Genomic DNA, 19,046 nt, shown 5'->3' on the forward strand with positions numbered 1-19,046 from the left:
GGCGCGGGCGGGCCGAGACGGTCAGACGGGCGTGCCGGTCAGCGGTTGTTCGGTCCACACGGTCTTGCCCTCGCGGGTGTAGCGGGTACCCCAGCGTTCGGTCATCTGAGCCACCAGGAACAGGCCGCGCCCGCCCTCGTCGGTCGTACGGGCGTGGCGCAGGTGTGGTGAGGTGTGGCTGGTGTCGCTGACCTCGCACACCAGACACCGCTCACGGATCAGCCGCAGGGTCGCAGGGCCGCCGGCGTAGCGATAGACGTTGGTGACCAGTTCGCTGGCGATCAACTCCGTGGTGAACGCCAAGTGTTCCAGACCCCACTCGGTCAGCTTGGCCGAGGTCAACGCCCTGGCCCGGCCGGCGCTGGCAGGCTCTGGCGGCAGCTGCCAGGAGGCGACGTCGGCCCGTGGCAGCATGCGGGTGCGGGCGATCAGCAGTACGACGTCGTCGCTGGGGCGCGAGGGCACGAGCGCGTCGATCACCGCTTGGCAGGTGCGTTCCAGCGCGCCCGCAGGGCGGGCGAGCGCCGCGCACAGCTTCGTCAGGCCGGCGTCGGCATCGATGTGGCGCTCGCCGATGATCCCGTTGGTGTACAGAGACAGCAGGCTTCCCTCGGCCAGTTCGATGTCCCGGGTCTCGAACGGCAGACCGCCCAGGCCCAGCGGTGGGCCGGCCGGCAGGTCGAGCAGCGCCACCTGTCCATCCGGAGCGGTCACCACCGGCGGCGGATGACCGGCACGGGCCACCGAGCAGCGTCCGGAGACCGGGTCGTAGACGGCGTACAGGCACGTGGCGCCGACGACCTGCTCACCCACGGGCCGCTCGCCGACTGCTTCGTGTTCGGCCGCCAGCAGGTCGACCAGGTCGTCGAGGCGGGAGAGGACCTCGTCCGGTTCCAGGTCAAGGCTGGCGAGCGTATGGACGGCGGTGCGTAGCCGGCCCATGGTGGCGGCAGCATGAATGCCGCGTCCCACCACGTCGCCCACGACGAGGGCGACCCGGGCCCCGGACAGGGGAATGACGTCGAACCAGTCGCCGCCCAGGCCCGGGCCCGCGCTGGCCGGCAGGTACCGCAGGGCCACCTCGACGGCCGACTGGTCCGGAACCGTCCGGGGCAGAAGGCTGCTCTGCAAGGTGAACGCGGTCTGCTGCTGCTGGGTGAAGCGCCGGGCGTTGTCGATGGCGACGGCGGCGCGCGAGGCGAGTTCCTGAGCGAGGGTGAGATCGTCCGCCTCGAAGGCATCGGGGCGGCGCGAGCGCCACAGGGTCATCACACCGAGCACCAGGCCGCGCGCGGCAAGAGGTACCACGATCAGGGAGTGGGCGCCCAGGTCCGGAGCCTGGGCCCCCTGACGGCCCGCCGCCGAAACCCAGTCGGGCGGCAGAACCGGCTCCAGCACGGGCCGTCCCTCGGCCAGACATCCGGCCTGTGGTGTGTCGGGCCCGAACTCCACGGGGTGGCCCTCGGGGTGGGGCGGGCCGGGTTGCTGGGCACCAACGCCGCAGGTCCCCAGCCGGACCACGGGCCCTGCCACGGCGCGCGTCGGTTCCTCACCGCGCGTCACAGCCTGAAGCAGGTCCACCGACACATGGTCGGCGAGGTGGGGCACCATCACTTCGGCCAGTTCCCGGGCGGTCTCGGCCACGTCGAGCGTGGTTCCGATACGGCTGCCCATCTGGTCGAGGAGCGCGAGCCGACGCTGGGCCCGATGGCGTTCGGTGATGTCCTCGATCATCTCGGCCACACCCAGGACACGGCCGGAGGGATCTTCCATCCGGAAGGACGAGACCAACGCGACCCGCTCTCGTGCCGGATCCTGCTCCAAGCGGACGAACTGCTCGGAGTAGACCAGGGGTCTTCCGGTCTGCATCACCTGGCGCACACGGTCCACAGCCTTGCGCGCGTCGTCGGCAAGGAGGAACCGGCCGGTGGACAGCCCCCGGAAGTCCGCTGCCGGGACGCCGCTGAACCGTTCGATGGCCCGGTTGACCCGGAGGATCCTCTGGTCGGGGCCGTGGATGACCAAGCCGATCGGGCACTGGCGGTACAACCCGTCGAGGACCGCCCGGTCCCTCTGCCATTCGAGGACGTCACCCGCGGGTGCCCCCGCGACAAACCACTCACGTCCCCGGTCACCGCGTGACAGCTCATGGGCCCTGAGCCCCAGCTCCACGAGCTGCCCGTCGCGGTGGCGCAGTGTGAGCACGCCGAACCAACCACCGGCTCTCCTGCACTTCGCCGCGGCCTCAGTGACAGCCGGCAGATCAGGAGGATCGACCAGCACCTCCAACGCCGGACGACCGATCACGGCTGTGTCCGAATGGCCGAGCAGCTCCTGAGCCCGCCGGTTCCACCCGACCACTACTCCCCGGTCGTCGAGCACCACCAAGGCAGCGAGGTGCGGGGCGAACGGATCGTCGTGGCTTTCGCTGAGTTCCGTCATCGGCTTCTCCACCGCTGGACACCACCGCGTACTCGGTCGCCGATGTCTCCTGCTGACCCGGTAAGCCTATTGAAACCCGGCAGAGGCCGCGGCCCTGTCCGGCGCGCGACACGGCGGGCAGGAGGGTTACGACGGACTGAGCGGGGCCGGTCCCCAGGGGTCTGGGGCACCGACCCCTGGGGACCGGCCCCGCAGGCTCACTTCGCCGGCGGGCCGAACTCCTTGCGGGTGTCCACCGGCTTGCCGAACAGCTGCCAGCGCTCGCCCTTGAACCGCATCAGCTGCATCGTCTCGATCGGGAAGGCGTCATCGGGCCCGGTGGAGAGGGTGACACCGGGGAGCAGCATGTCCACCTTGACGTCCTTGAGGTTGCGCACCGCGTCCCGCAGCCCCTCCCTGGTCGGGCACTTCATCGCGTCCAGGGCCTTGTGCAGGCTGGAGGCGGCGGCCCAGCCGTAGGCGTTGAACTGGTTGGCCGGGTCGGAGCCGGGCACGTGCTTGCGCAGCGCTTCCCGGTACGTCTTCATCTCCGCGTCGTCCGCCCACTGCGGGTCGGCGGGGTCCTTGAAGTAGGTCGCCGAGACCACGCCCTGGACGTTCTTGAACCCGACGGGCTTCAGCACGGTGGCGGACGAGGACACGTTGTTCACGATGTGCAGTGGGTTCCACTTGGCGTTCTTGGCGTCGGCGGCGAGGGCCTGGCTGCCGAACTTCGGGGTGGTGATGTTGAGCAGCACATCCGCCTTGGACCGGGCGAGACTCGTCATCTGCGCCGAGACCGAGGGGTCGGTGACCTCGTAGCTCTCCTCGGCGACCACCTTGATGCCGCTGCCGGCGACGGCCGCCTCGAACCCGCCGAGCAGATCCTTGCCGAAGTCGTCGTTCTGGTAGAGGACGGCGACCTTGGCCTTCGGCTTCTCCTCCTTGAGGTACTTGGCGTACACGCGTGCCTCGGAGATGTAGTTGGGCTGCCAGCCGGTGGTCCACGGGTGGTTGTCGTCCGTGCCCCAGACGGAGGCGCCGGTGGCGACGAAAGGCTGCGGCACCTTCCGCTTGTCCAGGTAGTCCCACACGGCGGCCGTGGAGGGCGTGCCCAGGGTCTGGAAGACGGCGAAGACCTTCTCCTGCTCGACCAGTCTGCGGGCCTCCTCGACCGCCTTGGGAGGCTGGTAGCCGTCGTCGCGGACGATGAACTCGACCGTGCGGCCGTCGATGCCGCCCTTGTCGTTGACGTGCTTGAAGTAGGCGCTCACGCCCTTGCTGATCGTGCCGTACGCGGAGGCCGGCCCCGACAGCGGGTAGATGCCGCCCAGCTTGATGGTCTTGTCGGTGATGCCGGTGGTCTGCTGGCCCTGGCACGCGCCGTCGGCGGCCGCGTCCTTGTCGTCCTGCCCACGCTGGCTGTTGCAGGCGGTGGTGAGGAGCAGGGCGGCGGAAGCGGCCGCGACCGCCCGCAGAGTGGTCTTCTTGCGCATGTGATTCATTCCTTTTCCGGGCGGGGCGGTGCGCCCACGGGTTCGGCATCGACAGCGGCGGGATCCGCCGGGGTGGGGGGCGCTGAGGGTTCGGAGCCGGACGGCCGGTCGTCGTCGGCGGCGGGGGTGGTGGTGCGGATGAGTCGACGGGCGGCGGTGCCCCGGACACGGCCCGCCAGACCGGCCAGTCCCGTCGGCGCCACGAACATCACCGCGATGATCAGCAGGCCGAACACCACACCGGGTGCCGCCTCGCTGATGTCCTGGGCGACGCTCGGCACATACATCACGAAGGCCGCTCCCAGCAGCGGTCCGTACAGCGAGGCGAGCCCTCCGACCACCAGGCCGGCCAGCAGGGTGATGGACAGGACGAAGCTGAACGAGTCCGGTGAGACGAAGCCGATCACCCAGGTGTAGACGCACCCGGCGACACCCGCGAACAGCGCGCTCCATGCGAAGGCGAGGGTCTTGTGCAACGAAAGCCGTACGCCCATGACCTCCGCGGCGCTCTCGTTGTCCCGCACGGCGAGCAGTGCCCGGCCGACCCGGGACCGCAACAGGTTGCGGGCGAGCAGCAGGGACACCGCGGTGACCGCGAGGACGACGAAGTACGTCCACTGGTCCTCGGCCATCCCGCTCCACGCTGGCGGTTGCAGCTTGTCCACGGTCAGGCCCATGGAGCCGCCCGTCACCGGTTCGAGCCGTTTGAGCAGCGGCGGCAGGAACACCGCGAACGCGAGGGTGACGAGGGCCAGGTACAGTCCGCGCAGTCGCAGGGCGGGCACGCCGAAACCGAGGCCCAGCAGGAAGCATCCGGCGGCCGCGACCGGCAGCGTGGCCAGGTGACCGGTGTCGTACCGGTCGAGCATGACCGCCGCCGTGTAGGCCCCTGCCGCGAAGAACGCGCCGTGCCCGAGCGAGATCTGCCCGCCGAATCCGACCAGCAGGTTCAGTCCGGCCAGCGCCACCGCGTACAGCAGCACCATGGTCAGCTGGAAGACCTGGAAGGGAGCGAAGTAGAACGGTGCGCTGACGGCGACGGCCGCCACGAGCAGCGTGGTGAGCGCGGCCCGCAGACGCCGGGCGCGGTCGGTGCCGAGTGTTGCGACGATCGTGCTCATGCGCGTTCCACCGCCGCCCGTCCGAACAGGCCCTGGGGCCGCACCAACAGCACCGCCAGGATGATCACCAGGGGTACGCCCACCTTCAGATCGGCGCCGACGACGTCCACGTACGCCCCTGCCAGCGTCTCGGCGACGCCCACGCACAGGCCGCCGACGACCGCGCCGACCGGGCTGTCGAAGCCTCCGAGGGTGGCCGCGGCAAACGCGTAGATCAGCACCCCGCCCATCATGTTGGGCTCGAGGAAAAGCAGCGGGGCGACGAGCACGCCCGACACGGCGCCGACTGTCGCGGCCAGCCCCCAGCCGAGCATCAGCACCCGGCCCACCCTGATGCCCGACAGCCGGGCGGAGGCGGGGTTGCAAGCGACCGCCCGCATCACCAGACCGCTGGAGGTGTGCTGGAACAGCAGGTACAGCAGCCCCATCACGACGGCCACCACCGCGATGATCCCGAGTGTCGACCAGTCCACGCGTACCCCGGCCAGGTCGATCCCGCCGTCGGGGAACGGCTGCGGGAAGTCCTTCACGGTGAACGACCAGATGAGACCGGCCATCGCGTTGACGAAGATGAACAGGCCCACGGTGACGATGACCGTCGTCAGCTCGGGCGCATTCTGCACGGGACGGATGACGATCCGCTCGACCAGCATGCCGCCGGCGAACGACACCGCCAGGGTGACCGGCAGCGCGAGCCAGAAGGACATCCCGGACGCCACGAGCTGCCACGCCACGTACGTGGAGATCATGGCGAGCTCGCCCTGGGCGAAGTTCACGATGCCGGTGAACCGGTGGATCAGCACCAGGGCCAGCGCCAGGCTGGCATAGACAGCGCCGGAGCCGACCCCTTCCACCACTTGCTGGAACAGTTCGGTCACGGCGCTCCCCCGTCCTTCGCGGAGCGGACGGAGACACCGAGGTAGACCTCGGCGACCTGCCCGTCCTCGCGGATCTCCCGGGACGGCCCGGACAGCAACAGGCGGCCGGCCTCCAGTACGTGCGCCCGGTGCGCGACATCCAGCGCGAGCTGGGCGTTCTGTTCGACGACGACCACGGTGGTGCGTTCCTCCTCGTTGACGGCACGGACGATCTCGAACAACTCGCGCGTGACCAGCGGCGCGAGCCCCAGCGACGGCTCGTCCAGGAGCAGCAGGGCGGGCCGCAGCATCAGCGCCCTGCCGATGGCGAGCATCTGCTGTTCGCCGCCGCTGAGGCTGCCGGCGGCCTGGCGGGACCGCTGGCGCAGCTTGGGGAAGTAGTCGTAGATCCGTTCCAGGTCGGCCGCCACGGCGACGCGTTCGGCGCTGCCCCGCCGCCACCGCCCGGTGCGCACGTGGGCGCCGATGCGCAGGTTCTCCTCGACGGTCAGGTCGTTGAAGGTGCCCCGGCCCTCGGGCACGTGCGCCACGCCGAGACGGGCGGTCTGCTCGGGCGAGCGGCCCAGCAGCTCCGTGCCGTTCAACGTCACCGAGCCGCGTCCGCGGACCATGCCGCACAGGGCCCGCAGTGTCGTTGTCTTGCCCGCGCCGTTGGGCCCGAGGATCGCGCACACCTCGCCGCGTGCGACGGAGAAGTCGAGCCCCTGGAGCACGCGGGCCTGACCGTATCCGGCATGCAGCCCGGCGACCTTCAGGAAGTCCGGCTCCGCGTTCACCTGTCCGGCTTCGGTGCTGTCGGTGGTGGGTTCCGTCATGCCGCCACCCCCAGGTACGCCTCGATGACCGCCGGGTCGCGCTGGATCTCCTCCGGTGAGCCCTCGGCGATCTTGCGCCCGAAGTCGAGGCAGACCACCTTGTCGCACAGGCCCATCACGAACCCCATGTGGTGTTCGACCACCAGGAGCGTCAGGTCGAAGTCCTCGCGCACCGAGCGGACCAGATCCGCGAACTGGTCCACCTCGCCGTGGCTGAGCCCGTTGACGGGTTCGTCGAGCAACAGCAGCCGGGGCCGTACCGCGAGCGCCCGGGCGAGTTCGACGCGTTTGAGCGTGCCGAACGGCAGCCCAGAGGCCGGGTGGTCGGCGACCTCCGCCAGGCCGAGACGCCGTAGCAAGTCGTCCGCCCGGTCACGTAGTTCCCTCTCCTCCCGCCGGACGCGGGGCAGCCGGAGCGCCGCGGCGAGGTGTCCGGTGCGTCCCTGGCCGTGGGCGCCGACCATGACGTTCTCCCGGACCGTGAGCAGCGGGAACAGACCCAGGTTCTGGAAGGTGCGGGCGATGCCGCGCCCGGCCACGGAGTGCGGCGGGAGGGCGAGCAGGTCCTCGTCCTCGAACCGCACCGTCCCCGCATCGGGGGCGCAGCGCCTGGTGAGGCAGTTGAACAAGGTGGTCTTGCCGGCTCCGTTCGGTCCGATGAGCCCCACGGCGGTGCCCGGCTCGACGGTGAACGCGACACCGTCCAGTGCCGTGATCCCGCCGAAGCGCACGCTGATACCGTCGACCGCGAGCATGAGTGACGCCCCTTCCGAGGTGCTGGGGGGTGGGCGAACGTCACAGTAGGTGGGGGCCTTCCGAGCGCACATTGGGTACGAGCACCCAAGTTCGTGGCCACCGACTTGTGCGCCGCGCCCAGCTCCCCCGGTAGGTCGCCCGCCGGGCCTGTTGACGGGACACGAGGAGGGCAGCGACGATCGGCGCCATGTCTCGCGGACCCGCACTGGGCGCCCCCGCACTCTCCGACCCGCTCAGCCGGGAGCGGCACCGGATCCTGCACGCCGTCCAGGACCGGCTCGAGGAGGTGGCGAAGACCGCTGTCGCGGTCATGCGCACGGAGATCCCGTCGTACGCGCTGCAGGACGAGCGGTTCTTCGACGACGTACGGGACCAGGTCCTCACGCACTACCGGATGCAGCTGGCGGCACTGGCCGGCGGCCGGGACATCGCCCCCGAAGACCTGGTCTTCAGCCGCGCGGCGGCCATGCGCAGAGCACGCGCGGGGTTCGCCCTCGAGGACTGGATCAGTGCCTTCCGGGTCGGCCGGCAGGTGTTGTGGGACGTGCTGCTGGACTGCGCGGGCACGTCCGCCGAGGCACAGCAGGCCGCGCTGTCCCTCGTCACACCGCTGATGCGGTACGTCGACTTCGCCAGCACGCATGCCGCGCAGGCCTATGTGGAGTACCAGCAACACGTGGTCGCCGACGCGGACCGGGAGCGCCGGGACCTCCTGGACCAGCTCCTGGCCGGCGCGGCACCGGCGCGCGGTCCGCTGCTCGCCGCGGCGCAGGCGTACGGCATAGGGCCGCACTCGCCGATGATGGCGGTCGTGGCGGTGTGCGTCGACGACACCCGCACCGGCGACCTCACCTCGGCCGAGCACGGCTACGCGACCAGCGCGTCCATCGGTATCGCCGGGCCCTGGGCCGGCCGGACCCTGGTCGTCGTGCGCCACGGCGAGGTGGTGGCCGTGCCGGTGGTCCGCACCGGCATGGACGCGGAGGACATCTGCAGCCACTTCGAGGCGGTGCAGCGGCGGCTCGCGCGCGAGGGAACCATGCTCTCCATGGGCATCAGCACGGTCGCCGAGGGCGCCGGCGAACTGCCACGCGCCTACGAGGAGGCACGCGCCGCCCTCGACCTCGTACCGAGCGGGGGCGGGGTGGCGGCACTGCCGCGCCTGTCCCCCTTCGACTACCTGGCGCTGCGCGCCGACGACCTCGCCCGCCAGCTGGTCGATCCCCGCGTGCGTGCGCTGCTGGAGGACGACCGCAGACGTGGCGACACGCTGGCGGCCACCGTACGGGCCTTCGCGGAGGCCGACCTCAACCTGCGGCTGGCCGCCGACCGGCTGCGGATACACCACAACACGGCGCACTACCGGTTGCGCCGGATCGAGGAACGCACTGGGCGCAATCCGCGCCGGATCGCCGACCTCCTGGAACTGCTGGTCGCCCTCGCCATCCGCGACGGGGCCGGGGAAGGTGGGGATCACCAGTGAGCGGCATCGTGGAGTTCGCGGGGACCGAGGAGGCACCCACCGGGCAGAACCGAACGGTCCGGAGTGCGCTTCTGGACGCCGCACTGGAGGTGTTCATCGAGCGCGGTTACGCCGACGCCGGTCTCGCCGAGATCGCGGCGCGCTCCGGCATGCCGGTGGGCAGCCTCTTCCAGCACTACGGCGGAAAGCGAGGGCTCTACCTCGCTCTGTGGGAGGAGTTCCGGGAGGCACAGGAGCGCCGGACCGCGGCCACGCTGACCGCCGAGCGAGGCCGTGGCGTGGACGACCCCATCGCCCTTTTCGTGGCGGGAGCCAGGGCGTACCTGGAGGGCGCCTGGGACAACCGGCGGTTCGGCAGACTCCTCGTGGAGGATGACGGCCCCACGGGCTTCGACGCGCTGCGCCGCCAGTGGGACCGCGCGTGGGTACGGCGCAACGCCCGGCTGCTGGAGGTGGACGAGAAGCGACGCGCCGGCCGGGTGCGGGTGAGAGTGCTCACCACCGTGATCGGCGGGGCGGCACGCGAGCTGGGCGACTGCGGCGACGAGACGGAGGCCCAGGAGATCGTCGACGAGGTGTGCGGCATCCTGATCCATCTGTCGGCACCGCCCGGCTGAAACGCGTGGCGCCCGCGTGCCGCAGTGCGAGCCCCGTCGCTGCGCCGGGCACCGCGCCCGCCACGGTGACCACCGCACCCCGCGCGACGAACGGTCGCATGACCGCCCGTGCGGGATACGGCCGCCCTGCCCGTATCGCCGGAAGTGGCCCGGCCGGCGGGGCCGTGGCCGCCACCAGTGCTCTCGCGAACAGCGCACGCCCTGCGGTGACGTCTAAGCCGACGTGGTCAACGCGGGTCGGGGACAGCTGAAGCGGGGGGTGACAGGGAGATTTCCCGGTCACCGCCCTTCGTCGGACGTGGCCGGTCGAAGCGCATGAGTCCCTCCTGCGCGACGGCGGCCACCAGACGCCCGCCCGTATCGAACAGCCTCCCGCGGGTGAGCGCCCGGCCGTGCTCGGCCGAAGGGGAGACCTGGTCGTACAGCAGCCACTCGTCCGCACGGAAGGGACGCAGGAACCACAGCGAATGGTCCAACGACGCACCCTGTACGGCGGTTGGGGGATGCGGCAGCCGCGCGGAGCCCAGCAGTGCCATGTCGCTGAGGTAGGTCAGTGCGCAGGCGTGGACGGCACCGTCGTCCGGCAGCGGGCGGCCGTACCGGATCCACACCCGCTGGCAGGCCGGCGCCCCCGGGGCGTGGCCCCTCTCGTCCCCCGGCACCCAGCGCATCTCCCAGTGGCTCCACTCCGCGGGCCGTGGCATGCCCCAGCCGTTGATGCGGTCGGACTCCGGGATGTCGTCCGGCGCCGGCACGGCCGGCATGTCCACCTGGTGGGAGAACCCTTCGTCCCCGCGATGGAACGACGCCGTCACCGTGAAGATCGCCTCCCCCGCCTGGACCGCGGTCACCCGGCGGGTGCAGAAGCTGCCGCCGTCTCGGAGCCGCTCGACCAGATGGACGGTCGGCTCGTGCGGACGGCCGGGCCGCAGGAAGTACCCGTGCAGCGAGTGGGCCGAGTACGACCGGTCGAGGGTGCGCGCCGCGGCCATCAGCGACTGGGCGGCGATCTGCCCACCGAACGTCCGCGCCCACTCGCTGGGGATCGGGTCCGACCGGAACCGGTCCGGCCCGGTCTCGTCGAGGGCCAGGACCTCTGGCAGGCCGACCATGCTTCGGCTCCTCTCACTCGTCACGCGGACGTCTTCCCGCGCAGTTCGCGGCGCAGGATCTTGCCGCTGGTGGTCTTGGGCAGCTCGTCCCGGGTGCTGACGGTCCCGGGGGGGGGCCTTGCAGGCGGCCAGGTGCTCACGGCAGTGGGCGACCAGCTCTTCGGGCCCGACGGATCCTCAGGGCCTCAGGCTGACAAAGGCCGCCACCGTCGAGGTAGCTGATGGATCACTTCACCTGCGACCGGTCAGCGCGTCCCGGAGATCCCGCCGTCCACGGGAATCACCGTGCCGGTCAGGTAGGCGCCCGCGCGGGAGGCGAGGAAGATCGCGGGACTCGCGATGTCCTCGGGAGTGCCGACGCGGCCGAGGGGCACCCGCTCGACCACGGCGTCCCGCAACTCGGGGTCGTCCAGGGCGTGCGCCATCATCTTGGTCGGGAACGGGCCCGGCGCAAGGGCGTTGACAGTGATGTGATCACTGGCCAGCGCGGCGGCCGTCTTGCGGGTCAGCATGTGCACCGCCGCCTTGCTCGCGACGTAGGAGAAGTTGTCGGACGCGGAGACCACGAGCCCGTCGATCGACCCGATGTTGATCACTCGCGCGGGGTCCTCCGCGGTGGCGGCCGCCCGCAATTGCGGCAGCAGGCGTTGCGTCAGCGAGAAGACGGCCTTGACGTTGACGTTCAGCACCTTGTCGAAGCCCGAGTCGGGGAACTCGCCGAGCGGCGCACCCCAGGCGGCTCCCGCATTGTTGACCAGGACATTCAGCCGCGGCGCGACCTCGGCGACCCGCTGGGCCAGGCTGTCCAGGCCCTCGGTGGTGGACAGGTCCGCCGGGTGCGCCAGACAGGTTCCGGCGCCGGCGGACGTCAGTGCGTTCAACTCCGCTGCCGCCTTCTCGCACGCCTCGGCCTTGCGGGAACTGATGATCACAGTAGCCCCGGCCGCCACGAAACCGTGCGCGATCATCAGCCCGATTCCGCGTGAACCGCCGGTCACCACCACGGTCTTTCCGCTGACGTCGAACAGCGCGGCGGGGTTCACGACACCACCCCGATCAGCTCTGCCGCACCCATGCACGCCTTACCGATCGGCGTACGCGCGAGGACTGCTCGGCTCATCACCGCTCCTTTCCTGTGTATGTGAGTGTCAAAGTCCCGTGTGCGGGCGATCGGTTCAGACACCTGCGGTGTCCGCGACTTCGTGGGCCTTCGCCACCAGTGCGTCGATGCGCTCCGCGGTCGGGGTCCCGGACGCGGCCTTGTTCCGCGGTTCGTCCATCGCGCGGCGCATGACGCCCTCCGCGATGATCGCGACCTTCCACAATCCCAACGCGTGCCAGTAGCCCAGCGCCGTCAGGTCGCGTCCCGACGCCGCCGAGTAGGCCGCGACAAGTTCCTCACGGGTCGGGAAGCCGTCGAGAGCGGTCGCGGCGAAGTCGCCCGAGGTGTTCTCGCCCTTCGCCGGCCAGTAGGCCAGCAGGCTGCCCAGGTCCGCGAGCGGGTCCCCCAGCGTCGACAGTTCCCAGTCGAGCACCGCGGTCACCTCCCCGGTGTCGTAGGAGGTGATGACGTTGCGCAGATGGAAGTCGCCGTGCACGAGGGTCGGTTCGCGCTGCTCGGGGACGGCCGCGACGAGGCGCCGGGTGAGGTCCTCCAGGGCTGGCAGCTCGCGGGTCCTGGACCTCTCCCACTGGGCCGACCAGCGCTTGAGCTGACGCTGCGCGTACGGCTTGTGGCCGGCGAGACCGGTCAGCCCGGTCACCTGGAGATCCACCGCGTGGATCTTCGCCAGAGTCCGCGGCAACGACATCCCGATCGCGCGGCGACGCTCGGGCGTCAACGACCGCGCGATCGACATCGTGTCGACGACCTGGCCGTCCACGAACTCCATGAGCAGCAGCGGGACGTCGGTCACGGCGGGCTCGTCGGTCAGCCCGAGCACCCGCGGAGTCGGGACGACGGTGCTCTCCAGGGCGGTCAGGATCCGCGCCTCGCGGGCCACGTCGTGCGCCGACGCCAGCAGGTGACCCAGCGGTGGGCGCCTCAGCACCCATCTGTGGCCGTCCTGATCTTTTACGAGATACGTCAGGTTCGACTGGCCCAGCCCGATCCGCTCGAAGGCCAGGGGTCCGGCGAAGTCGACGCCGAGGGAAGCGAACCAGCGGCCCACCGCCCCGGCGTCGATTCCGACGATGTCCGCGCTAGACACCGATTCCGGCTCCTTGCCTGAACGGGAGCGCATCACCGAGCAGTTGGCCGCCGTCGATCACCATCGTCTCGCCGGTGATCCAACTCGCGGCGTCCGAGACGAGGAAGGCGACCGCGGACGCGATGTCGGCAGGCTCCCCGATGCGGCCCAGCGCCACCGAGGCGGACACCTCCTCCTCGTGCTCCTTCCACAGAGCCTCGGCCAGCTTTGTGCGCACCACCCCCGGTGCCACGGCGTTGACGCGGACCTTCGGCGAGAGCTCCAGGGCCAGTTGCCTGGTGAGATGGATCAGCGCGGCCTTCGAGGCGTTGTACAGCCCGATGTTCGCCTCGGAGGCCATGCCGCCCACCGACGCGGTGTTGACGACCGCCCCGCCGTGCTCCCCCATCCAGGCTCGCGTGGCCAGACCCGTCCACAGGACGGGCGCCCACAGGTTCACGTCGAAGGTCTTCGCGAACCGGCCGTGGTCCTGGTCGATGACCGGCCCGAAGGCCGGGTTGGTCCCCGCGTTGTTGACGAGGATGTCCAGACTGCCGAAGCGCTCGAGCGTCAGATCCACACAGCGCCGGGCCGCCTCTTCGTCGACCGCATGCGCTCCCACGCCGACCGCTGTGCCCTTGACCTGGGCCGCGGCGGCCTCCGCCGCCTCTTGGGTCCGGGAGGTGAGGACGACGTTTGCGCCGGCCTCGGCGATGGACTGGGCTATCGCCAGCCCGATACCGCGCGAGGCCCCGGTGACGACGGCTGTACGACCGCTGAGGTCGAGTCCTGCCATCTTCAGTTCACCGCCGCCGCGTCGCGGTACTTCCGCAGTTCCTGCTTGGCGATGGCCCGCTTGTGAACCTCGTCGGGACCGTCCGCCAGCCGCAGCGTCCGCAGATGCGCGTACATCATCGCCAAGGGGAAGTCGTCGGTCACTCCCGCTCCCCCGTGCACCTGGATCGCGCGATCGACGATCTTCAACGCGATGTCGGGGGCGGCCACCTTGATGGCCGCGATCTCGGTGCGCGCTTCCTTGTTCCCGACCGTGTCCATCAGATACGCGGCCTTGAGCGTGAGCAGGCGGATCATCTCGATGTCGATCCGCGCTTCCGCGATCCAGTCCTGGATGTTCGACCGTTCGGCGACCGGGCTGCCGAAGGTCACCCGTGACTGTGCGCGCCGGCACATCAGTTCCAGTGCCCGCTCGGCCGCGCCGATGGCCCGCATGCAGTGGTGTATGCGGCCGGGCCCGAGCCGGGCCTGGCTGATGGCGAAACCCTCGCCCTCGCCCTTGAGGAGGTCCGTGGCCGGCACCCGGACGTTCTCGAAGATGATCTCCGCATGGCCCTCGCGGTCCGCGTACCCGAACACCGGGAGGTTGCGGACCACGGTGACACCGGGGGCGTCCACGGGTACGACCATCATCGACTGCTGGCGATGCGGGGCCGCCGTGGGGTCGGTCTTGCCCATCACGATGAGCACCTTGCAGTTCTTGTGCATCGCGTTCGAGGCGAACCACTTGCGGCCGTTGAGCACGTACTCGTCGCCGTCGCGCTCCATCCGCAGCTCGATGTTGGTGGCATCGGAGCTGGCGACACGCGGCTCGGTCATCGCGAAGGCCGAGGCCATCGTCCCGTCGAGCAGCGGCTTGAGGTACTTCTCCTTGTGCTCGTCGGTGCCGAAGAGGGTGAGCACCTCCATGTTGCCGGTGTCGGGCGCGTTGCAGTTGCACGCCTCGGAGGCGATGTGACTGCGGCCCATGATCTCCGCCAGCGGCGCGTACTCGAGGTTCGTCAGGCCGGGGCCCCACTCCGGGTGCGGGTGGAACAGGTTCCACAGTCCGCGCCTGCGCGCCTCCGCCTTGAGCTCTTCGAGGATCGGCGGGTGGAAGTGCGGGTCGCCCGACGCGCGCATCTGCTCGTCGTAGATCGCCTCGGCGGGGTAGATGTGCTCATCCATGAACTCGAGCAGATCCGCCCGGTACTTCTTGGCACGGTCCGACGTCTCAAACAGGGACATCCGAACTCCTTACGGGTAGTGAGGGAAAGTTTGGCGAGCGCTTGTCCAGGTGACTGGCCAAGCCTTCGACGACATCGGACCCGCGGAAGGCCTGGAGCATCAGGTCCTCCGCCCGGGTCACGGAATCGGTGTAGGTGCCGTCCGCGTCGTTGCTCAGCTGGCTCTTGATGGTGGCCATGGATGCCGGGGAGCAGCGCTCCGCCAGTTCGGCGGCGTACGCGACAGCGGCATCGACCACGCTGCCGGTGGTGACCAGGTGGTCGAGGAGTCCGATACGGAAGGCCTCCTCGGCATCCACCATGCGACTCGACAGCAGCAGGTCCGCTGCTCGGCTGTGCCCCACGAGCCGGGGCAACAGCCAGGAGATCCCGTACTCGGCGATCAGCCCACGGTGCGCGAATGCCGTGGTGAACCGGGCCGAGGGCGAGCCGAAGCGGAGGTCGCAGTAGAGCGCCTCCACCATGCCGAGGCCGGCGGCCACTCCGTTGACCGCTCCGATCAGCGGCTTGCGCAGGGTCCGCGGAAGGTCCCGGGGACGGCGCCGGGCCCGGCCCGCCTCGGAGACCTCGCCGACCGCCTTTAGCCGTTGCAGGTCGGCTCCGGCGCAGAATCCGCGTCCCGCGCCGGTGACCACGACGGCGCATACGTCCGGATCGTCCTCGGCGGCGTCGAGCAGCGCGAAATAGCGGTCCTCGAGTTCGTCGGTCCAGGCGTTCAGTTTGGCGGGCCGGTTGAACGTGACCAGCAGCACCTGCCCTCGGCGTTCGGCGAGGACGAGCTCGCCCGGCGCGCCGGTCATGCCTGCGCCAGCAGGGAGCTCTGGTAGCGGCGCATCCCGCGTACCCAGCGGTCGTAGTCCGAGCCCTTCTGCCGGTACATCTCGAGAACGTCTTCGTGCGGCAGGACGAGGAAGCGCTCGTCCTCGATGGCGGCCAGGACGGCGTCGGCGACTTCGGCAGGCTCCAGGACGTCACCAGCGGAGGTGACGGCCCGCGTCGCGGCTCTTCCCAGCGCGTCCCCGGAGTCCTCCCCGGCGGTCAGCATCCTGGTGTTCACGCCCATCGGGCACAGACAGCTGACCCGAACCCCGCGGTCGCCGTAGGTGACACTCAGCCACTCGGCGAAGGCGACGGCCGCGTACTTGGTGACGGCGTACGTGGCGGAGCCGATCTGGGTGAGCAGTCCGGCCGCCGAGGCCGTGCTGACGAAGTAGCCCTCACCGCGTTCGAGCCACCGGGGTACCAGCAGCCTTGCCGCACGGATGTGGGCTCGCAGGTTGACGTCGATGGAGCGATCCCAGTCCTGCTCGCTCACGTCGAGGCCGAGCGCGCCGCCGACGCCCGCGTTCGCGAAGTAGAAGTCGACCGGGCCGAAGGCGCTCTCCGCCAGGTCGATCAACTGCTGTATCTGCTCGCTGTCCGACACGTCCGCGCCGACGCTGACGGTGGTGCCCGGATGGTCGGCGTCGACTGTCTCCGACACCGCCCGCGCGGCCTCCGCGTCGAGGTCCGCGACTACGACCCGGGCGCCCTCGCGAGCGAGCCGTGCGACCAACGCGCTGCCGATGCCGCCGCCCCCACCGGTGACGATGGCGACTCTTTCTGCAAGGTTCACGGCGACCCTCTCCGTCGACGGGGCGTGTGATGCGTCCGATCTGTATAATTGAATCCGACGTCAAGTTCAATAGCTGGCCGCGCGGAACCGATGAAGAAAGCCGCCCAACCCCGGGGGTGAGCGGCTGCGAGGCGGGCGGATCAGCGGTGGCCGGGGAACCGCAGGGCGTTCGCCCACAGGCGGGTGACCGTGGACACGAGTTCCTCGAAGTCCACCGGCGCGTCTTCTTCTTGCTCTTCACTGCGCACGAAGGCGTTGTAAGCCATGACACTGACCATGCCGGACAGCGCACGGGACGCCATCATCGGATCGACCTCACGGTCTGCGACACCCCGCGCCTGCAGGTCGGCGATACCGCGGGCGTTGCGGCGGATGAACGCGTCCCCGCGCCGCCTTCGGAACTCACGGAACTCCGGCTCCACTTGGGCGACCTGCTCGAGCAGTGCCATCAGCTTCGCGTTCCGCTTGTACGCCGCGAGATAGGCGCGGTTGCTCGCCTCGAGTACCGCATGGGGATCGTCGGTGCCCTGCACCCGGCCCATGCCGGGGTGCATCATGTCCTCCTGCGCCTCCAGGAGGACGGCGGCGAGCACCTCTTCCTTGTTGGCGAAGTAGGTGTAGAAGGATCCCGCCGCGCACCGGGCCTCTTTGGTGATGTCGGTCAGGCGGGCGTCGAGGTAACCGTCCCGTTCGAACACCTTGCGCGCGGCCTTCACCAGAGCGGCCCGGGTCCGCGCTCCGCGCTGTGTGGTGGGCGGCTCGCGAAGCTGCGAGAAGGGCGCCACGGGCGGTGCCTGCTCGCTGTCGGTCTCCTCGGGCGCAGTGGTGTCCATCCCCGGGACTTTACTTGAATCCGACGCCATAGTCATAAATCCCCAAGGGCAGACTGAGCAGGCTGATGTCCTGGTTTCCCGGTGCTCAGAGGCGGCGGGCGGCAACGTCACCGAGGGCGGTGTCGCGGGTCAGAGCGCCACGGTCGATGGACCGCTTGAGGATCTTCCCCGTCGGCCCCTTGGGCAGCGCATCGACGAACCGGACGATGCGCGGGATCTTGTAGGCGGACAGCCGCTCTCGTGCCCAGTTCGACACCTCGGCGGCACCGAGGTCCGCACCGGGCCGGGCGGCGACGAGCGCGGCGACCTCCTCGCCGTAGTGGTCGTCGGGAACTCCGATCACGGCTGCCTCGACGATGTCGGGGTGCTCGTAGAGAACTTCCTCGACCTCGCCGGGGTAGACGTTGTAGCCGCCGCGGATGATCAGGTCCTTCACACGGTCGACGATGCGCAGGTCGCCGTCGGTGTCGGTCTCACCGAGGTCGCCGGTGCGGAACCAGCCGTCGGACGAGATGGCCGCGGCGGTGTCCGCGGGGCGGTTCCAGTAACCGCGCATCACCGTGGGCCCCTTGATGTGGACCTCGCCGACGCTACCCGGCGGGCACTCGTCGCCGTTGTCGTCACATACCCGAACCTGCATCCGCGGTACCGCTCTGCCGGTGTACCCGGTCTTGGCGCCGCGGTCGAGGTCGTTGAAGGTGCCGAACGCGGTGGTCTCGGTGAGCCCGTACCCTTCGAGGATCGTGCAGCCGAAGCGGGCCTCGAAGGCCCGGGCGATTTCCCCGGGAAGCGACGCACCGCCGGAGACGGCGACACGGAGCCCGGCGAAGTCCGCCGGATTCGCATCACCCGCCGCGTGCAGCATCGCGTTCCACATGGTCGGTACGCCGGCCATGATGGTGAGCCGGTCGCGGCGCAGCATCTCCAGCATCGACGCCGGGTCGAATCGGGCCAGCAACGACATCGAGCCGCCCACGGTCAAGGTCGCCATCATGACCGACGCCTGGCCGAACACGTGGAACAGCGGGAGTCCGGTGCCGGTGCGGTCGGCGCTCGACGCTCGGCTGCACTCGGCGCCGATCTCCCCGGCGGACAGCAGGTTCCCGACGGTGAGTTGGGCCCCCTTCGGCCGCCCAGTGGTGCCCGACGTGTACAGGATGGCCGCCGTCTCGTCGCGGTCACGGTCGACGACGTCGGCAGGGGCAGCGGTGACCGGCGTGCCCGGGGACAACGCCCAGGAGGGCACCGAGAGCGCCGCGGCCGCCTCCGCGACAGCGGGGCCCAGGGCGTGCCATGCGATCGCCAATGAGCATCCGGCGTCGCCGAGTACGTACTCGGCCTCGGCCCGGGTGGACATCGTGTTGACCGGCACCACGACACAGCCCGCCGCCTGGATCCCCAGGTAGGCCACCACGAACTCGGGCACCGACGGCGCCGCGAGCAACACCCGGTCCCCCGGGGACAGGCCGGCGGCCGCCAGGGCGCCCGCGTACCGCATGGTCGCGTCCCTGAGCTGAAGGTAGGTCCACTGATCCGTGGCACCGCGCAGTGCGATGTTGTCGGGGGTGACGGCCGCGTGGCGGCACACAGGATCGAAAACGCTGGCCATGGGGCGGTGCCTTCCGGGAGGTGAGCAGGTGATGGTGCGGGGCGCGCCCTCGCCGACGAGGTGACTTTGCCCGGCTTCGA

17 protein-coding genes are annotated in these 19,046 nt (G+C 70.3%); 2 read left to right on the forward strand and 15 right to left on the reverse strand.

The window, feature by feature from the left end:
• Positions 1–21 precede the first annotated feature (21 nt).
• From HNR57_RS00210 to HNR57_RS00235, 6 genes are all read right to left on the reverse strand, one after another.
• Positions 22–2,442, reverse strand: coding sequence for a SpoIIE family protein phosphatase (locus HNR57_RS00210; RefSeq protein WP_184553972.1), 2,421 nt, complete (start codon positions 2,440–2,442; stop codon positions 22–24).
• A gap of 197 nt (positions 2,443–2,639) precedes the next feature.
• Positions 2,640–3,917: an ABC transporter substrate-binding protein gene (locus HNR57_RS00215; protein WP_221341948.1), complete on the reverse strand. Its 1,278-nt coding sequence runs from the start codon at positions 3,915–3,917 to the stop codon at positions 2,640–2,642.
• 5 nt (positions 3,918–3,922) lie between these two features.
• The gene (locus tag HNR57_RS00220) at positions 3,923–5,038 is read right to left on the reverse strand and encodes a branched-chain amino acid ABC transporter permease (protein ID WP_184553980.1); all 1,116 of its coding nucleotides are present in this window, start codon (positions 5,036–5,038) and stop codon (positions 3,923–3,925) included.
• The gene (locus HNR57_RS00225) at positions 5,035–5,916 is read right to left on the reverse strand and encodes a branched-chain amino acid ABC transporter permease (RefSeq protein WP_184553985.1); all 882 of its coding nucleotides are present in this window, start codon (positions 5,914–5,916) and stop codon (positions 5,035–5,037) included. The genes HNR57_RS00220 and HNR57_RS00225 overlap by 4 nt, the downstream gene beginning before the upstream one ends.
• On the reverse strand, positions 5,913–6,731 hold the full coding sequence (locus HNR57_RS00230) for an ABC transporter ATP-binding protein (protein WP_051853423.1): 819 nt from the start codon (positions 6,729–6,731) through the stop codon (positions 5,913–5,915). The genes HNR57_RS00225 and HNR57_RS00230 overlap by 4 nt, the downstream gene beginning before the upstream one ends.
• Positions 6,728–7,486, reverse strand: coding sequence for an ABC transporter ATP-binding protein (locus HNR57_RS00235; protein ID WP_184553988.1), 759 nt, complete (start codon positions 7,484–7,486; stop codon positions 6,728–6,730). Before HNR57_RS00235 ends, HNR57_RS00230 begins: the two co-directional genes overlap by 4 nt.
• A gap of 188 nt (positions 7,487–7,674) precedes the next feature.
• Here HNR57_RS00235 and HNR57_RS00240 point away from each other — a divergent pair, with 188 nt between their 5' ends.
• Together HNR57_RS00240 and HNR57_RS00245 are read left to right on the forward strand one after the other, a co-directional pair.
• On the forward strand, positions 7,675–8,970 hold the full coding sequence (locus HNR57_RS00240) for a PucR family transcriptional regulator (protein WP_184553991.1): 1,296 nt from the start codon (positions 7,675–7,677) through the stop codon (positions 8,968–8,970).
• Positions 8,967–9,587: a TetR/AcrR family transcriptional regulator gene (locus HNR57_RS00245; RefSeq protein ID WP_221341950.1), complete on the forward strand. Its 621-nt coding sequence runs from the start codon at positions 8,967–8,969 to the stop codon at positions 9,585–9,587. Before HNR57_RS00240 ends, HNR57_RS00245 begins: the two co-directional genes overlap by 4 nt.
• Positions 9,588–9,814: 227 nt before the next feature.
• Here HNR57_RS00245 and HNR57_RS00250 read toward each other — a convergent pair whose 3' ends face one another.
• The 9 genes from HNR57_RS00250 to HNR57_RS00290 all read right to left on the reverse strand — a co-directional run bounded on the left by HNR57_RS00250 (position 9,815) and on the right by HNR57_RS00290 (position 18,966).
• A complete protein-coding gene (locus tag HNR57_RS00250) occupies positions 9,815–10,699 on the reverse strand; it encodes an acyl-CoA thioesterase (protein ID WP_184553994.1) in 885 nt (294 codons plus the stop codon).
• Positions 10,700–10,944: 245 nt separating this feature from the next.
• Positions 10,945–11,742, reverse strand: coding sequence for an SDR family oxidoreductase (locus HNR57_RS00255; RefSeq protein WP_031103889.1), 798 nt, complete (start codon positions 11,740–11,742; stop codon positions 10,945–10,947).
• A gap of 132 nt (positions 11,743–11,874) precedes the next feature.
• Entirely contained in the window at positions 11,875–12,909 is a 1,035-nt protein-coding gene (locus HNR57_RS00260) for a phosphotransferase family protein (RefSeq protein ID WP_031103888.1), read from the reverse strand.
• Positions 12,902–13,684: an SDR family oxidoreductase gene (locus HNR57_RS00265; RefSeq protein ID WP_031103886.1), complete on the reverse strand. Its 783-nt coding sequence runs from the start codon at positions 13,682–13,684 to the stop codon at positions 12,902–12,904. Before HNR57_RS00265 ends, HNR57_RS00260 begins: the two co-directional genes overlap by 8 nt.
• 2 nt (positions 13,685–13,686) lie before the next feature.
• The gene (locus HNR57_RS00270) at positions 13,687–14,910 is read right to left on the reverse strand and encodes an acyl-CoA dehydrogenase family protein (RefSeq protein WP_184553997.1); all 1,224 of its coding nucleotides are present in this window, start codon (positions 14,908–14,910) and stop codon (positions 13,687–13,689) included.
• Positions 14,897–15,709 (reverse strand): enoyl-CoA hydratase-related protein, encoded by an 813-nt coding sequence (locus HNR57_RS00275; RefSeq protein ID WP_184554000.1) that lies wholly within the window; start codon positions 15,707–15,709, stop codon positions 14,897–14,899. The genes HNR57_RS00270 and HNR57_RS00275 overlap by 14 nt, the downstream gene beginning before the upstream one ends.
• Positions 15,706–16,524, reverse strand: coding sequence for an SDR family oxidoreductase (locus HNR57_RS00280; RefSeq protein ID WP_184554003.1), 819 nt, complete (start codon positions 16,522–16,524; stop codon positions 15,706–15,708). The genes HNR57_RS00275 and HNR57_RS00280 overlap by 4 nt, the downstream gene beginning before the upstream one ends.
• A gap of 140 nt (positions 16,525–16,664) precedes the next feature.
• Complete coding sequence (locus HNR57_RS00285) at positions 16,665–17,357, reverse strand: TetR/AcrR family transcriptional regulator (protein ID WP_031103879.1); 693 nt, start codon at positions 17,355–17,357, stop codon at positions 16,665–16,667.
• An 85-nt stretch (positions 17,358–17,442) separates the two neighbouring features.
• Positions 17,443–18,966 (reverse strand): AMP-binding protein, encoded by a 1,524-nt coding sequence (locus HNR57_RS00290; RefSeq protein ID WP_184554006.1) that lies wholly within the window; start codon positions 18,964–18,966, stop codon positions 17,443–17,445.
• Positions 18,967–19,046: the final 80 nt, after the last annotated feature.

Origin of the sequence: Streptomyces paradoxus, assembly GCF_014202475.1 — a bacterium.
GTDB lineage: Bacteria > Actinomycetota > Actinomycetes > Streptomycetales > Streptomycetaceae > Streptomyces > Streptomyces paradoxus.

Bases quoted from the DNA above. Each gene is read 5' to 3' on its own strand.
- HNR57_RS00265 (WP_031103886.1), bottom strand. From the start codon at position 13,684: ATGGCAGGACTCGACCTCAGCGGTCGTACAGCCGTCGTCACCGGGGCC.
- HNR57_RS00250 (WP_184553994.1), bottom strand. From the start codon at position 10,699: ATGGTCGGCCTGCCAGAGGTCCTGGCCCTCGACGAGACCGGGCCGGAC.
- HNR57_RS00270 (WP_184553997.1), bottom strand. From the start codon at position 14,910: ATGTCCCTGTTTGAGACGTCGGACCGTGCCAAGAAGTACCGGGCGGAT.
- HNR57_RS00230 (WP_051853423.1), bottom strand. From the start codon at position 6,731: ATGACGGAACCCACCACCGACAGCACCGAAGCCGGACAGGTGAACGCG.
- HNR57_RS00240 (WP_184553991.1), top strand. From the start codon at position 7,675: ATGTCTCGCGGACCCGCACTGGGCGCCCCCGCACTCTCCGACCCGCTC.
- HNR57_RS00285 (WP_031103879.1), bottom strand. From the start codon at position 17,357: ATGGACACCACTGCGCCCGAGGAGACCGACAGCGAGCAGGCACCGCCC.
- HNR57_RS00220 (WP_184553980.1), bottom strand. From the start codon at position 5,038: ATGAGCACGATCGTCGCAACACTCGGCACCGACCGCGCCCGGCGTCTG.
- HNR57_RS00290 (WP_184554006.1), bottom strand. From the start codon at position 18,966: ATGGCCAGCGTTTTCGATCCTGTGTGCCGCCACGCGGCCGTCACCCCC.
- HNR57_RS00210 (WP_184553972.1), bottom strand. From the start codon at position 2,442: ATGACGGAACTCAGCGAAAGCCACGACGATCCGTTCGCCCCGCACCTC.
- HNR57_RS00215 (WP_221341948.1), bottom strand. From the start codon at position 3,917: ATGCGCAAGAAGACCACTCTGCGGGCGGTCGCGGCCGCTTCCGCCGCC.
- HNR57_RS00275 (WP_184554000.1), bottom strand. From the start codon at position 15,709: ATGACCGGCGCGCCGGGCGAGCTCGTCCTCGCCGAACGCCGAGGGCAG.
- HNR57_RS00235 (WP_184553988.1), bottom strand. From the start codon at position 7,486: ATGCTCGCGGTCGACGGTATCAGCGTGCGCTTCGGCGGGATCACGGCA.